This is a genomic window from Pseudomonas sp. NPDC087803 (assembly GCF_044742995.1).
Lineage (GTDB): Bacteria > Pseudomonadota > Gammaproteobacteria > Pseudomonadales > Pseudomonadaceae > Aquipseudomonas.
Genome location: NZ_JBIUVO010000015.1, coordinates 75,337 through 88,619 on the forward strand (window position 1 = coordinate 75,337; position 13,283 = coordinate 88,619).

12 protein-coding genes are annotated in these 13,283 nt (G+C 60.9%); 5 read left to right on the forward strand and 7 right to left on the reverse strand.

What is annotated here, in order from left to right; all coding sequences use genetic code 11:
- Positions 1–6: 6 nt before the first annotated feature.
- From tauA to ACIOUG_RS11640, 4 genes are all read right to left on the reverse strand, one after another.
- Positions 7–984: a taurine ABC transporter substrate-binding protein gene (gene tauA / locus ACIOUG_RS11625; RefSeq protein WP_401065478.1), complete on the reverse strand. Its 978-nt coding sequence runs from the start codon at positions 982–984 to the stop codon at positions 7–9.
- A gap of 209 nt (positions 985–1,193) precedes the next feature.
- Positions 1,194–2,777, reverse strand: a complete 1,584-nt coding sequence (gshA, locus tag ACIOUG_RS11630; protein WP_401065479.1) for a glutamate--cysteine ligase — start codon at positions 2,775–2,777, stop codon at positions 1,194–1,196.
- 248 nt (positions 2,778–3,025) lie between these two features.
- Entirely contained in the window at positions 3,026–3,409 is a 384-nt protein-coding gene (locus ACIOUG_RS11635; RefSeq protein WP_003220635.1) for a PaaI family thioesterase, read from the reverse strand.
- Complete coding sequence (locus ACIOUG_RS11640; protein WP_123585646.1) at positions 3,409–5,733, reverse strand: Tex family protein; 2,325 nt, start codon at positions 5,731–5,733, stop codon at positions 3,409–3,411. The genes ACIOUG_RS11635 and ACIOUG_RS11640 overlap by 1 nt, the downstream gene beginning before the upstream one ends.
- Before the next feature lie 357 nt (positions 5,734–6,090).
- On the opposite strand from ACIOUG_RS11640, the gene ompR reads away from it, so the two are divergent.
- Entirely contained in the window at positions 6,091–6,831 is a 741-nt protein-coding gene (gene ompR, locus ACIOUG_RS11645; RefSeq protein WP_003220637.1) for a two-component system response regulator OmpR, read from the forward strand.
- Positions 6,832–6,945: 114 nt separating this feature from the next.
- Complete coding sequence (locus ACIOUG_RS11650) at positions 6,946–8,259, forward strand: ATP-binding protein (RefSeq protein ID WP_003220639.1); 1,314 nt, start codon at positions 6,946–6,948, stop codon at positions 8,257–8,259.
- Between the two features lie 130 nt (positions 8,260–8,389).
- On the opposite strand, the gene rimK is transcribed toward ACIOUG_RS11650, so the two are convergent.
- Together rimK and ACIOUG_RS11660 are read right to left on the reverse strand one after the other, a co-directional pair.
- Positions 8,390–9,295, reverse strand: coding sequence for a 30S ribosomal protein S6--L-glutamate ligase (gene rimK / locus ACIOUG_RS11655; RefSeq protein ID WP_003220641.1), 906 nt, complete (start codon positions 9,293–9,295; stop codon positions 8,390–8,392).
- Positions 9,292–9,753, reverse strand: a complete 462-nt coding sequence (locus ACIOUG_RS11660; RefSeq protein WP_007964698.1) for an ATP-dependent zinc protease — start codon at positions 9,751–9,753, stop codon at positions 9,292–9,294. Before ACIOUG_RS11660 ends, rimK begins: the two co-directional genes overlap by 4 nt.
- Positions 9,754–9,987: 234 nt before the next feature.
- On the opposite strand from ACIOUG_RS11660, the gene ACIOUG_RS11665 reads away from it, so the two are divergent.
- Positions 9,988–10,395 carry an RNA-binding S4 domain-containing protein gene (locus ACIOUG_RS11665; protein WP_401065481.1) on the forward strand — a complete coding sequence of 136 codons (408 nt, stop codon included), beginning with the start codon at positions 9,988–9,990 and terminating at the stop codon, positions 10,393–10,395.
- A 160-nt stretch (positions 10,396–10,555) separates the two neighbouring features.
- Here the strand turns inward: ACIOUG_RS11665 and ACIOUG_RS11670 are convergent, their stop codons facing one another.
- A complete protein-coding gene (locus tag ACIOUG_RS11670) occupies positions 10,556–11,359 on the reverse strand; it encodes a phosphatase PAP2 family protein (RefSeq protein WP_401065484.1) in 804 nt (267 codons plus the stop codon).
- A 104-nt stretch (positions 11,360–11,463) separates the two neighbouring features.
- Here ACIOUG_RS11670 and hslO point away from each other — a divergent pair, with 104 nt between their 5' ends.
- Together hslO and ACIOUG_RS11680 are read left to right on the forward strand one after the other, a co-directional pair.
- A complete protein-coding gene (hslO, locus tag ACIOUG_RS11675; protein ID WP_401065487.1) occupies positions 11,464–12,366 on the forward strand; it encodes an Hsp33 family molecular chaperone HslO in 903 nt (300 codons plus the stop codon).
- Between the two features lie 181 nt (positions 12,367–12,547).
- On the forward strand, positions 12,548–13,283 hold a 736-nt coding region (locus ACIOUG_RS11680), incomplete at its 3' end, for a phosphoenolpyruvate carboxykinase (ATP) (protein WP_401065489.1).

Consider the following 13,283-nt stretch of genomic DNA (forward strand, 5'->3'; position numbering starts at 1 on the left):
TCCCGATCAGTTGGTGATGTATTTGGCGCTGACGTACGGCGCGTAGTCCGGCAGTACGGCTTCGACCTTGCCTTGCTCCTTGAGGAACGCGGCGGTGTCGGTGATGGCTTTGGTGGTCGGCGCGCCGAGGGTGATCACCTGATCAGCCGCCAGCGGGTAGACGTTGCCTTGCAGCAGCAATGGAATGTCGCTGGCCTTGGCGCCGGAGAGTTTCACCAGCTTGTCGACGTGGGACTGATCGGCGAGCCAGGCTTTAGGATCCTTGCGGTAATCGGCGTAGGCGTCGAGAGTGACCTTGGCGAACGCGGTGACGATTTCCGGGTGTTTCTCGGCGAAGTCTTTACGCACGATCCAGGCATCGAAGGTCGGCGCGCCGAACTTGGCTAGTTCGCCGGAAGTGATCAGCACCTTGCCGTTTTCCTTGGCCACACCGAGGGCCGGATCCCAGACGTAAGTGGCGTCGATGTCACCGCGTTTCCATGCGGCGATGATCGCTGGCGGTGCGAGGTTGAGCACGGTGACTTTCGACGGATCGATGTTCCAGTGCTTCAGCGCCGCGAGCAGGCTGTAGTGACCGGTGGACACGAACGGCACGGCGATTTTCTTGCCGATCAGATCTTGCGGAGTCTTGATCCCGGAACCGTCGCGAGCGACCAGTGCTTCGGCGGCGCCAATCTGGGTGGCGATGAGGAAAGTTTCCACCGGAACTTTGCGGGTGATCGCAGCGGTCAACGGGCTGGAACCGAGATAGCCGATCTGCACGTCACCGGAAGCGATGGCGGCGATGATGTCGGCGCCGTTATCGAACTTGCGCCAACTGATATCGGCCTTGGTGGCTTTCTCGTAGACGCCGTCGGCCTGGGCGACTTTCGCCGGGTCAACGGTGGTCTGGTAAGCGACGGTGAGGTCGGCGGCCTGCGCCAGAAAGCTCGCAGCAGCCAACGAGGCCACGGCCAGCAGGCGAAGCGGGAAATTCAGTTTCATGGGGGAGTGCTCCAGATCAGGCTACCGAGGATCGGCGTGAAAGGAGACTAAATGATCTAAGAATCTAAAAATAAATAACTTTTTAGACTTAGCTTATGAGCGGAAAAATCTAAAGATCAAAAGATCGCAGCCTGCGGCAGCTCCTACATGGGATAGACGTACACCCTGTAGGAGCTGCCGAAGGCTGCGATCTTTTTAAAGGACTGCGCTTAGTTGCTGATCGCCAGAATGCTCGCCTGATACGACCCGACAAACACATCGAAATCGCCGACTTCGTTCTGCTCAAGCTCTGCCTGTTGCGCCAGCGACGAACGCGCCAGTTCCTCAAACTTCGCCTGCTCATCCGCTGCCAACGGCTCGCTGCGGAAGAACTCGGCATGCGCCTGGCTCTGACGCAGGGAGAACTGCGCGAAGCTTTCCTTGTGCTCGGCCATCGCCGCCAGCACCTGGGCCGACGGCGTCAGGGACGAATCCTTGACCTTGGCCAGTTGCGCGTCCAGCGCTTTGCTGTGTGCGTCGCCACCATGGCTCTGATCGAGCAGGGCCGCCAGCGGGGCGATTTTTTCCAGAAGATCGGCTGCCCAGACCTTCAACTCGACCGCTTCACCGTCGCACTGCAATTGCAGGCCCGGACGGCGGCCTTCCTTGACCACGCTGAGGAAGTTCGAAGTAGCGTTGCTGCAGGAATTGCTGGTCAGCAACGGACTGTCGTTCAGCGCGCAGTACAGCAGGAAGGCGTCAAGGAAGCGCGACTCGGTAAGGTCGATGCCCATCGGCAGGAACGGGTTGATGTCCAGGCAACGCACTTCGACGTACTGAATGCCACGGGCCACCAGCGCCTGGATCGGCCGCTCGCCGGTGTAGGTCACGCGTTTCGGGCGGATGTTGGAGTAGTACTCGTTTTCGATCTGCAGGATGTTGGTGTTGAGCTGTACCCACTCGCCATCCTGGTGCGTGCCGACTTCAACGTACGGCGGATACGGCGTGGCCACGGCTTTGCGCAGGCTGTCGGTGTAGCTCGCCAGATCGTTGTAGCACGGCGTCAGGCCGGCCTGGGCGTTGCTCTGGTAACCGAGGTCGCTCATGCGCAGGCTGGTGGCGTAAGGCAGGTACAGGGTGTCCGGATCCAGCTGTTCCAGTTGATGCGAGCGCCCACGGAGGAAGCCTGCGTCCAGCGCCGGCGAAGCCCCGAACAGGTACATCAGCAGCCAGCTGTAGCGGCGGAAGTTGCGGATCAGCGCGATGTACGACGACGACTGGAAATCACGGTCGGTGCCGACGAAGCCTTCGGCCTCGCGCAGCAGCGGCCAGAGCTTTTCCGGCAGGGAAAAGTTGTAGTGAATCCCGGCGATGCACTGCATGGTCTTGCCGTACCGCAGGGCCAGGCCCTTGCGGTAAACGTACTTGAGCTGACCGATGTTGGAGGTGCCGTAGTAGGCGATCGGGATGTCTTCCTCGGCCGGCAACGGGCACGGCATCGATGGACTCCACAGGTACTCGTTGCCGAGCTTGCTGTAGGCAAAGCGATGAATCTTGTCCAGGCTCGCCAGCGTATCGGCCGGATCGGGCAGGGCGGGGGTGATGAATTCCAGCAGCGACTCGGAGTAGTCGGTGGTGATCTGTTCATTGGTCAGCGCGGAACCCAAGGCTTCCGGGTGCGGCGTTTGCGCCAGACGACCTTCACTGGTCACGCGCAGGCATTCACGTTCGATACCGTGAAGGCACTGCTCGAGCAGAGAGAGGTTGGCGCGCTCGCCGAGCAGAGCCAGGCGGCGGTTGAGAAGTTCGCTCAATTTGGATTCCTTCACGCGTCAGTCGCCCCAATATGGGGGTGGGCAGGACGGTCTACAAGGGTGAAGTTGAAACTGGCGTTTTCGCCTGGTTTTCTAGCCGGTCAGCCACACACACACATAACTGTAGGAGCTGCCGCAGGCTGCGATCTTTTGCCTTTGTTTTTAATAGCAAGATCAAAAGATCGCAGCCTGCGGCAGCTCCTACAGGATTCGTTGCGCCGAAATTAACTCAAAATGATGAACAACATCTACAGGACAGCGAACGTGCCTTGCGCTTTTGCGACCAGTTTGTCGCCCTGCATCACGTCGGCCTCGACCACCAGCGTGCGGCGGCCCGGGTGGATCACCCGCGCCGTGCACAGCACCTCGCCGTCGGACACGGCGCGGATGTAGTTGATCTTGCACTCGATGGTCGCGCTCTGCTGGTCGAAGCCGTGGGTGCTGGAACAGGCCAGCCCCATGGCGATATCGACCAGACTGAACAGCGCACCACCGTGCAACTTGCCGCCGCGATTGCGCAGTTGCGGTTCCAGCACCAGGGCGACTTGCGCCACCCCGGTTTCCAGGCTGTGCAGGCGGCAGCCCAACAGCTTGAAAAACGCGCTCTCGACGAGCCCGGCCGGAACTTCCATCAGCGTTTCTTCAACTGCTTGGCGTTGGCGAACAGCGAGGCCATGGCGTTGTTCACCGGTGCGGCGGTGGCCGTTTCCTTGCGCGGCGCGTTGCCCGAAGACTGGCGCGGTGCCGAGCCCGGACGCGAACCACGGGCACCGTCGATCTTCTCGCCCGGGGTGTCGCTCATGCGCATCGACAGGCCGACGCGTTTGCGCGGGATATCGACTTCCATGACCTTCACTTTCACCACGTCACCGGCCTTCACCGCTTCGCGTGGATCCTTGATGAACTTCTCCGACAGCGCCGAGATGTGCACCAGACCGTCCTGATGCACGCCGATGTCGACGAACGCGCCGAACGCGGTCACGTTGGTCACGACGCCTTCGAGGATCATTCCCAGTTGCAGGTCCTTCAGGTCTTCGACGCCTTCCTGGAACTCGGCAGTCTTGAACTCCGGACGCGGGTCGCGACCCGGTTTTTCCAGTTCTTGGAGAATGTCGGTGACGGTTGGCAGACCGAAGGTTTCGTCGGTGAATTTCTTCGGATCCAGACGCTTGAGGAACGCGGCGTCGCCGATCAGTGAGCGAATGTCGCGGTCGGTTTCAGCGGCAATGCGCTGCACCAGCGGATAGGCTTCCGGGTGAACAGCGGAAGAATCCAGCGGGTTGTCGCCGTTCATCACGCGCAGGAAGCCTGCCGCCTGTTCGAAGGTTTTCTCGCCCAGACGCGCAACTTTCTTCAGCGCCGCACGGGTCTTGAAGGCGCCGTGCTCGTCACGGTGAGCGACGATGTTCTGCGCCAAAGTCGCGTTGAGGCCGGAGATCCGCGCCAGCAATGCCACCGAAGCGGTGTTCACATCGACGCCGACGGCGTTCACGCAGTCCTCGACCACCGCGTCCAGACCACGCGCCAGTTTCAGCTGCGACACGTCGTGCTGGTACTGGCCGACACCGATGGATTTCGGATCGATCTTCACCAGTTCGGCCAGCGGATCCTGCAGGCGACGGGCAATCGACACCGCGCCACGGATCGACACGTCCAGGTCCGGGAACTCCTTGGCCGCCAGTTCCGACGCCGAGTACACCGAGGCGCCGGCCTCGGACACCATGACCTTGGTCATCTTCATCGCTGGGTATTTTTTGATCAGCTCGATCGCCAGTTTGTCGGTCTCGCGGCTGGCGGTGCCGTTGCCGATGGCGATCAGGTCAACCGAGTGCTTGGCGCACAGGGCGGCCAGGATCGCGATGGTCTGATCCCACTTGTTGTGCGGCACGTGCGGGTAAACCGTGGCGTGATCGAGCAGTTTGCCAGTGGAGTCGACCACCGCGACCTTGCAGCCGGTACGCAGGCCCGGATCGAGGCCCAGCGTCGCGCGCGGGCCGGCCGGCGCGGCCAGCAGCAGGTCATGCAGGTTGTGGGCGAAGACGTTGATCGCCTCGGTTTCGGCGCCGTCGCGCAGCTCGCCGAGCAGGTCGGTTTCCAGGTGGGTGTAGAGCTTGACCTTCCAGGTCCAGCGCACCACTTCACCGAGCCATTTGTCGGCCGGACGGTTCTGGTTCTGGATGCCGAATTGCTGGCCGATCATGCCCTCGCACGGGTGCATGGTGCCCGGCAATTCGTCGCCGACTTTCAGCGCGGAGCTGAGGATGCCTTCGTTGCGGCCACGGAAAATCGCGAGCGCACGGTGCGACGGCATGCTCTTCAGCGGCTCGTCGTGTTCGAAGTAGTCGCGGAACTTCGCGCCTTCTTCTTCCTTGCCGGCGATCACGCGGGCGCTGATGGTCGCTTCCTGCTTGAGGAAGTTGCGCAGCTTTTCCAGCAGGCTGGCGTCTTCGGCGAAGCGCTCCATGAGGATGTACTTGGCGCCTTCCAGCGCAGCCTTTACATCGGCCACGCCTTTTTCGGCGTCGACGAAGCGGGCGGCTTCGGTTTCCGGCGTCAGGTTCGGGTCGTTGAACAGGCCGTCGGCCAGCTCGCCGAGGCCAGCTTCCAGGGCAATTTGGCCCTTGGTGCGGCGCTTCTGCTTGTACGGCAGGTACAAGTCTTCGAGGCGGGTCTTGGTGTCGGCGAGCTTGATGTCGCGCTCGAGGGCAGGGGTGAGTTTGCCCTGCTCCTGAATGCTGGCGAGGATGCTGATGCGCCGTTCGTCGAGTTCTCGCAGGTAGCGCAGACGCTCTTCCAGATGACGCAACTGGGTGTCATCGAGGCTGCCGGTGACTTCTTTCCGGTAACGGGCGATGAAGGGAACGGTAGAGCCTTCATCGAGTAGCGCGACGGCCGCTTCGACCTGTTGCGGGCGTACGCCGAGTTCCTCGGCGATGCGGCTGTTGATGCTGTCCATAAAACCACCTGACATATTGTGAAAGCAGGCTCGCAGGCACGGAAATAAAGGCCCGGAGTCTGGTTGAGCGGCTAGAAAATTGCCGCTGCCTGGGTCAAAAGGCAGCCCATTGACCCGTGAAATCGAACAATTACTGCGGCCACCGGGAAAAAATCCCGGCCACCTGCGGTAACGATTCAGACGTTGCCTGGCACAAAACGCCGCGCATTATAACCAGCGTTCTGTCATTCGGGGTGTAGCAGTCTGTAGGCAGAAACCCCGGTTTTCTGGCAGTGAAGGAAAAATCTGCTAACAATGCACACGGTGCGTATAACGGCAGCTACGCCATAATGCGCGCCGAGCTAAAAGGAGCATCCAATGAGCAGCACTGCAAACAATGCTGAAGGCGAAAAAATTCTTATTGTTGACGACGATCCGGGGCTGAGCAGCCTGTTGGAACGTTTCTTCGTCAGCAAGGGCTACCGTGCCCGTGCCGTACCGAACACCGAGCAAATGGACCGTCTGCTGTCGCGCGAAGTGTTCAATCTGGTCGTCCTCGACCTGATGCTGCCGGGCGAAGACGGCCTGACCGCATGCCGTCGCCTGCGGGCTGCGAACAATCAGATTCCGATCATCATGCTCACCGCCAAGGGCGATGAGATGAGCCGTATCAAAGGCCTGGAACTGGGCGCCGATGACTATCTGGCCAAGCCGTTCAACCCGGACGAGCTGATGGCCCGGGTCAAAGCGGTCCTGCGGCGTCAGGCCGCACCGGTGCCGGGCGCACCGGGCAGCGAAGACGAAAATGTCACCTTCGGTGATTACGTGCTGTCGCTGGCGACTCGTGAACTGAAACGTGGCGAAGAAGTGCACATGCTCACCACCGGTGAGTTCGCGGTACTCAAGGCGCTGGTGATGAACGCGCGTCAGCCGCTGACCCGCGACAAACTGATGAACCTGGCCCGTGGTCGCGAGTGGGATGCCCTCGAGCGTTCCATCGACGTGCAGATTTCCCGTCTGCGCCGGATGATCGAGCCTGATCCGTCGAAACCGCGCTACATCCAGACGGTCTGGGGCGTGGGCTACGTGTTCGTACCGGATGGCGCCGCCACCAAGTGATCGGCGATTTGTAGGAGCGGGTCTGCGCAGATCGGGTTGATCGACCCTCTGCGCAGACTCGCAATCCGCAATATGCGAGCATGGCTCGCTCCTGCAAGTGTGTAACGGTTAACGATGAAAACCCCCGTCTGGTTCCCCCAAAGCTTTTTCTCCCGCACCCTGTGGCTGGTGCTCATCGTCGTGCTGTTTTCCAAGGCGCTGACCCTGGTTTATCTGCTGATGAACGAGGACGTGCTGGTGGATCGTCAGTACAGCCACGGCGTCGCCCTGACGCTGCGTGCCTATTGGGCGGCCGATGAAGAAAACCGCGCGAAGATCGCCGATGCCGCGACCTTGATCCGGGTGGTCGGCGCCGGGGTGCCGGAGGGCGAGCAGCACTGGCCGTACAGTGAGATCTATCAGCGGCAGATGCAGGCGGAGCTAGGCGCCGACACCGAGGTGCGTTTGCGCATGCACTCGCCGCCGGCGCTGTGGGTGCGGGCGCCAAGCCTCGGTGATGGTTGGCTGAAAGTGCCGCTGTACCCGCATCCCTTGCGCGGCCAGAAAATCTGGAACGTGCTCGGCTGGTTCCTCGCCATCGGCTTGCTGTCCACCGCCTCGGCGTGGATTTTCGTCAGCCAGTTGAATCAGCCGCTGAAACGACTGGTGTACGCCGCGAGGCAACTCGGTCAGGGCCGCAGCGTGCGTCTGCCGATCAGTGATACGCCCAGCGAAATGACCGAGGTGTATCGCGCCTTCAACCAGATGGCCGAAGACGTCGAGCAGGCCGGTCGCGAGCGCGAGCTGATGCTGGCGGGGGTGTCGCATGACTTGCGCACGCCGCTGACCCGCTTGCGTCTGTCGCTGGAGCTGATGGGCGACCGCAACGATTTGACCGACGACATGGTGCGCGACATCGAAGACATGGACGCGATTCTCGACCAGTTCCTCGCCTTCATTCGCGACGGTCGTGACGAGTCGGTGGAAGAGGTCGACCTGAGCGATCTGGTGCGTGAAGTGGCCGCACCGTACAACCAGAACGAAGAGAAAGTGCGCTTGCGTCTGGAGCCGATCCAGCCGTTTCCACTGCGCCGGGTGTCGATGAAACGCTTGCTGAACAACCTGATCGGCAACGCCTTGAATCACGCGGGCAGCGGGGTCGAGGTTGCGGCTTACGTGTCCGGTGACACCAGCGCGCCGTATGTGGTGCTGAGCGTGATGGACCGTGGCGCAGGGATTGATCCGTCGGAGCTGGAGGCGATTTTCAACCCGTTCACCCGTGGCGACCGTGCCCGGGGTGGCAAAGGGACGGGGTTGGGTCTGGCGATCGTGAAGCGGATTGCTTCGATGCATGGCGGCAATGTCGAGTTGCGCAACCGCTCCGGAGGCGGATTGGAGGCGCGGGTAAGGTTGCCGTTGGGGTTGATGTTGCCGCGGGATGCCGTCTGACAGCTGAGATATTCAGCGGGGCTGATGGCCGCTTCGCGAGCAAGCCCACTCCCACAGGGGAACGCATTCCAAAATGGGGGAGCGGGCTTGCTCGCGAAGGCGGCTTCTCAGCCGCTACATCGCTTGCGGATTAACCCTTGCCTTTGGTGCGGGTCATATTCGGCCCGCCATTCTTCTCAAGGTGTTCGATGATGATCCCCGCCACGTTCTTGCCGGTGGTGGTCTCGATCCCTTCCAGGCCCGGTGACGAGTTCACTTCCATCACCAGCGGCCCGTGGTTCGAACGCAGGATATCCACACCCGCGACCGCCAGGCCCATGACCTTGGCCGCACGCAACGCGGTCATGCGTTCTTCCGGGGTAATCTTGATCAGGCTGGCGCTGCCGCCACGGTGCAGGTTGGAGCGGAACTCGCCCGGCTTGGCCTGACGCTTCATGGCCGCGATCACTTTGTCGCCGACCACGAAGCAGCGGATGTCGGCACCGCCGGCTTCCTTGATGTATTCCTGGACCATGATGTTCTGCTTCAGGCCCATGAACGCCTCGATCACCGATTCGGCTGCGGTTGCGGTTTCGCACAGCACCACGCCGATACCCTGGGTGCCTTCCAATACCTTGATCACCAGCGGCGCGCCGTTGACCATGTCGATCAGGTCGGGGATGTCATCCGGCGAGTGGGCGAAGCCGGTTACTGGCAAGCCGATACCGCGACGCGAGAGCAGTTGCAGCGAGCGCAATTTGTCCCGCGAACGGGCGATGGCCACCGATTCGTTGAGCGGAAACACCCCCATCATTTCGAACTGGCGCAACACCGCGCAACCGTAGAACGTCACCGACGCGCCGATCCGCGGGATCACCGCATCGAAGCCTTCCAGCGGCTTGCCGCGATAGTGGATCTGCGGCTTGTGGCTGGCGATGTTCATGTAGGCGCGCAGGGTGTCGACCACTACCATTTCATGCCCGCGTTCGGTGCCGGCTTCGACCAGACGACGGGTGGAATACAGACGCGGATTCCGCGACAGCACAGCGATCTTCATGCAACACCTGTGGAGGAGGTAGATACCGGGAACACCGGCTTGTCTTGTACATATTTGATGCCCGGATTGACCACCAGCTGGCCGTCGATCAGGGCTTTGGAACCGAGCAACAGGCGATAGCGCATGGACTTGCGGCAGGCGAGGGTGAACTCGACTGCCCAGACCCGATCACCGAGGGCCAGGGTGGTGCTGATCACATAGCGCACCTGCGCCTGGCCGTTGGAGCTTTTAATGGTTTTGCGCGTCACCAGCGGCGCTTCGCAACGCCGGTGACGCAACTGCACCACCGTGCCCAGGTGCGCGGTGAAACGCACCCACTTCTCGCCGTCGCGTTCGAACGGCTCGATGTCGGTGGCATGCAGGCTGGAGGTGCTGGCGCCGGTGTCGATTTTCGCCCGCAGGCCCGCGACTCCCAGATCAGGGAGCGCCACCCACTCGCGCAGACCGACAACGGTCAAATGGTCAAATGTCTTCAAAGGTACTCAACCGGCAGAAACCGCTCGGGCCGCGTGCGGCCGAATTCGCGGTATTCACGCAGAATAAGGATTAAAAGGCGACAGATTTCTACGGCCCGGATCGCCGACGCTTCAAGCAGGTATCGGCTGGTGCGCAGTGTAATCCGGGACGGTGAAATTCATGGCACGAGAGAAACGGTAGTACAGTTCATCAATATTTCAGAATGAGGAAATTCCATGGCACAAAAAAGCGAAGAGGACGACAAGGTCCGTCTCGACAAGTGGTTGTGGGCGGCGCGCTTTTATAAAACCCGGGCCTTGGCCAAAGCCGCGATCGAGAGTGGCAAGGTGCATTGCCGAGGCGACCGCTGCAAGCCTGGCAAAGAGCCACGCATTGGCGATGAATTCGAGATTCGTACCGGCTTCGAAGAACGCACGGTGAGGGTTGAAGCCTTGTCGATCGTACGTCGCGGCGCACCCGAGGCGCAGACGCTGTATACCGAGACCGAGGCGAGTATTGCCAAGCGTGAAGCGGCAGCGGCGATGCGCAAGGCTGGGGCGTTGGGCGTCAGCACTGACGGCAAGCCGAGCAAGAAGCAACGGCGGGATCTGTTCAAGTTTCGTGGCAGCAGCCACAGCGATTGACCGGCACGGCACATCATCGTGGCGAGGGAGCTTGCTCCCGCTGGAGGCCGAAGGACTCCCTATCCAGTCGATCATGTATTTCAAAGTACAACCGGGTCGACTGGTTCAGTGACTGCTGCGCAGTCAAACGGGAGCAAGCTCCCTCGCCACAGGTGAACTATCAGCTCGCGGCAGACACCACACTCATCCGCGAAACCACCGGCAGCTTGCCCAGCAAAGCGAAAACCGGTGCCGTCACCTTCAGCCAGAAGTTGGCGGCGTGATAAGCAAACGGCGTGTAGTAGCCCCAGCCCAGCGCCCACACCGCCAGCAGCATGCCGCCGATGTAATCGTCCTGACCCCAATGCGCGCCGGCCACCAGACGTGGCAGCATGAACAGCAGCGCCAGGCCCCAGACCGTCAGGAACTGGCCGACAGTTCGGCTGAACACGCCCATGAACAGCGCCCAGATCAGCAGCACCGAAGCGTGGTCACCGGGGAAGCTCTGGCTCGAGCGGTCCTTCAGCTCCCAGGCCTTCTCCAGGTGCGGAAAGTAGTCACTCAGGTGCACCGCGCCTTCCAGCACCATCGACGGACTGCTGTGCTGCCAGTCCATGTAGTCGGCGAACTTGGAAAACAGCGCGCGGATCACCACCATCAGCAGCAGAATCGAGAGAAAACCGAAAAAGGCGCGACGTACATCAATCGCCTTGAACACCCAGTCACCCTTGATCAGCAGCGTCAGCAGAATCAGTCCGACGACGATGTCGAACGGGCGCAGACTTGCAATTGCCCAGATGTGGAGCCATATGGGGTTGCTGGCCAGTGGTGCATTCAGCGAGCGGAACAGCCACTCGTCGAAAATCACACACAGCATCTGGCCCGTAGGCCATAACCAGAAAGCCAGTAGTGCTAATGGCACTACGTTGCACAGAACCAGCCGGCCGAGGTTCCACCTTGATTGGAACAAACCCGGATTGTTCATAAAATGCCTCCCGTGGCTGAACATTTCGCACCAAACGGGTGCGGAGAAGCGCGGGATTTTCATCTTTTGTAACCATTTTGTCATCAATTCAGATACCCAGACCTATGACCGACCTACCGGATACCGACTACACCCAACGCTTCATCTTCGATGACAGCGACACTCGCGGCGAACTGGTGGCGCTGGAACGCAGCTACGCCGAAGTCCTCGCCAAGCACCCGTACCCGGAGCCGGTCGCGCAGTTGCTGGGCGAACTGATGGCGGCCGCTTCGTTGTTGGTGGGCACCCTGAAGTTCGACGGCTTGCTGATTTTGCAGGCGCGCTCCGAAGGCCCGATTCCGCTGCTGATGATCGAATGCTCCAGCGAGCGCGAGATCCGTGGCCTGGCGCGTTATCACGCCGAGCAGATCGCCCCGGATGCAACTCTTGCCGACCTGATGCCGAACGGCGTGCTGGCCCTGACCGTCGACCCGACTGTCGGCCAGCGCTATCAGGGCATCGTCGACCTGGACGGCGAAAACCTCTCCGAGTGCTTCACCAACTACTTCGTCATGTCGCAACAGGTCGGCACGCGCTTCAAGCTGTTCGCCGACGGCCGTCGTGCCCGTGGCATGCTGCTGCAGCAACTGCCGGCCGACCGTCTGAAAGACGAAGAAGAGCGCGCCGCCAGCTGGCAGCACATCACCGCGCTGGCCAGCACCCTGACCGCCGATGAATTGCTCAGCCTGGACAACGAAACCGTGCTGCATCGCCTCTACCACGAAGAGGAAGTGCGCCTGTTCGATGTGCAGAAACTGCGCTTCCGTTGCAGCTGCTCGCGTGAACGCTCGGGTAACGCGCTGGTCAGTCTGGGTCTTGAAGACGCGCAGGCGCTGGTGGCCGAACGCGGTGGCGAAGTGGAGATCGATTGCCAGTTCTGCAACCAGCGTTACCTGTTCGATGCGGCCGATATTGCTCAATTGTTCGCTGGCGCAGGCGTCGACACGCCGTCAGATACCCGGCACTAAAACGGTTCAGCGCAGGTAAATTCACTGCGTAGCGACGGAATTTCGCCGTTACGACGGGAGGACCCTACTCTTTTTGGGCTTTTCTGGCATAATCCGGCCCACTTTTTTCGCGGTAGTAGTGCACGACTTTCTACTACAAAACGTTTGGAGCACACTCGGCCACTGGCCGACGGGGAACCTCATGACGCAAGCCAATAACGCCGTGTACACCGATCTGAGTGTTGATGATCTGGTAAAAGAAGCCCTGCAACGCGGTGAGGGCGAGCTTGCCGATACCGGCGCTCTGGTTGTCCGCACCGGTCACCGTACCGGTCGTTCGCCAGTCGATCGTTTCATCGTTGAAGAGCCTTCCACCCAGGCCGCTATCGCCTGGGGCCCGATCAACCGCAAGTTCCCGGCCGACAAGTTCGACGCGCTGTGGGCTCGTGTCGAGGCGTTCAACAACGCGCAAGAGCACTTTGTTTCCCACGTGCATGTAGGTGCGGCTGAAGATCACTACCTGGCCGTAAAAATGACCACCCAGACTGCCTGGCAGAACCTGTTCGGTCGTTGCCTGTTCATCAACCCGGCCCAGTACAACCCGGCCGGTCGTGAAGAGTGGCAAGTGCTCAACGTGGCCAACTTCGAGTGTGTGCCTGAGCGTGACGGCACCAACTCCGACGGTTGCGTGATCATCAACTTCGCGCAGAAGAAAGTGCTGATCGCCGGCATGCGTTACGCCGGTGAGATGAAAAAAGCCATGTTCTCCGTGCAGAACTTCCTGCTGCCGGCCGCTGACGTGCTGCCAATGCACTGCGCTGCCAACATCGGCGAAGAAGGCGACGTGACCCTGTTCTTCGGTCTGTCGGGCACCGGTAAAACCACCCTGTCCGCCGACGAAAGCCGCTACCTGATCGGTGATGACGAACACGGCTGGT

What these genes read in the sequence shown, in the direction of transcription:
- tauA (WP_401065478.1), bottom strand. Translation starts at nt 984, where the DNA reads ATGAAACTGAATTTCCCGCTTCGCCTGCTGGCCGTGGCCTCGTTGGCT.
- ACIOUG_RS11635 (WP_003220635.1), bottom strand. Translation starts at nt 3,409, where the DNA reads ATGGAAGTTCCGGCCGGGCTCGTCGAGAGCGCGTTTTTCAAGCTGTTG.
- ACIOUG_RS11640 (WP_123585646.1), bottom strand. Translation starts at nt 5,733, where the DNA reads ATGGACAGCATCAACAGCCGCATCGCCGAGGAACTCGGCGTACGCCCG.
- ompR (WP_003220637.1), top strand. Translation starts at nt 6,091, where the DNA reads ATGAGCAGCACTGCAAACAATGCTGAAGGCGAAAAAATTCTTATTGTT.
- ACIOUG_RS11650 (WP_003220639.1), top strand. Translation starts at nt 6,946, where the DNA reads ATGAAAACCCCCGTCTGGTTCCCCCAAAGCTTTTTCTCCCGCACCCTG.
- rimK (WP_003220641.1), bottom strand. Translation starts at nt 9,295, where the DNA reads ATGAAGATCGCTGTGCTGTCGCGGAATCCGCGTCTGTATTCCACCCGT.
- ACIOUG_RS11665 (WP_401065481.1), top strand. Translation starts at nt 9,988, where the DNA reads ATGGCACAAAAAAGCGAAGAGGACGACAAGGTCCGTCTCGACAAGTGG.
- ACIOUG_RS11670 (WP_401065484.1), bottom strand. Translation starts at nt 11,359, where the DNA reads ATGAACAATCCGGGTTTGTTCCAATCAAGGTGGAACCTCGGCCGGCTG.
- hslO (WP_401065487.1), top strand. Translation starts at nt 11,464, where the DNA reads ATGACCGACCTACCGGATACCGACTACACCCAACGCTTCATCTTCGAT.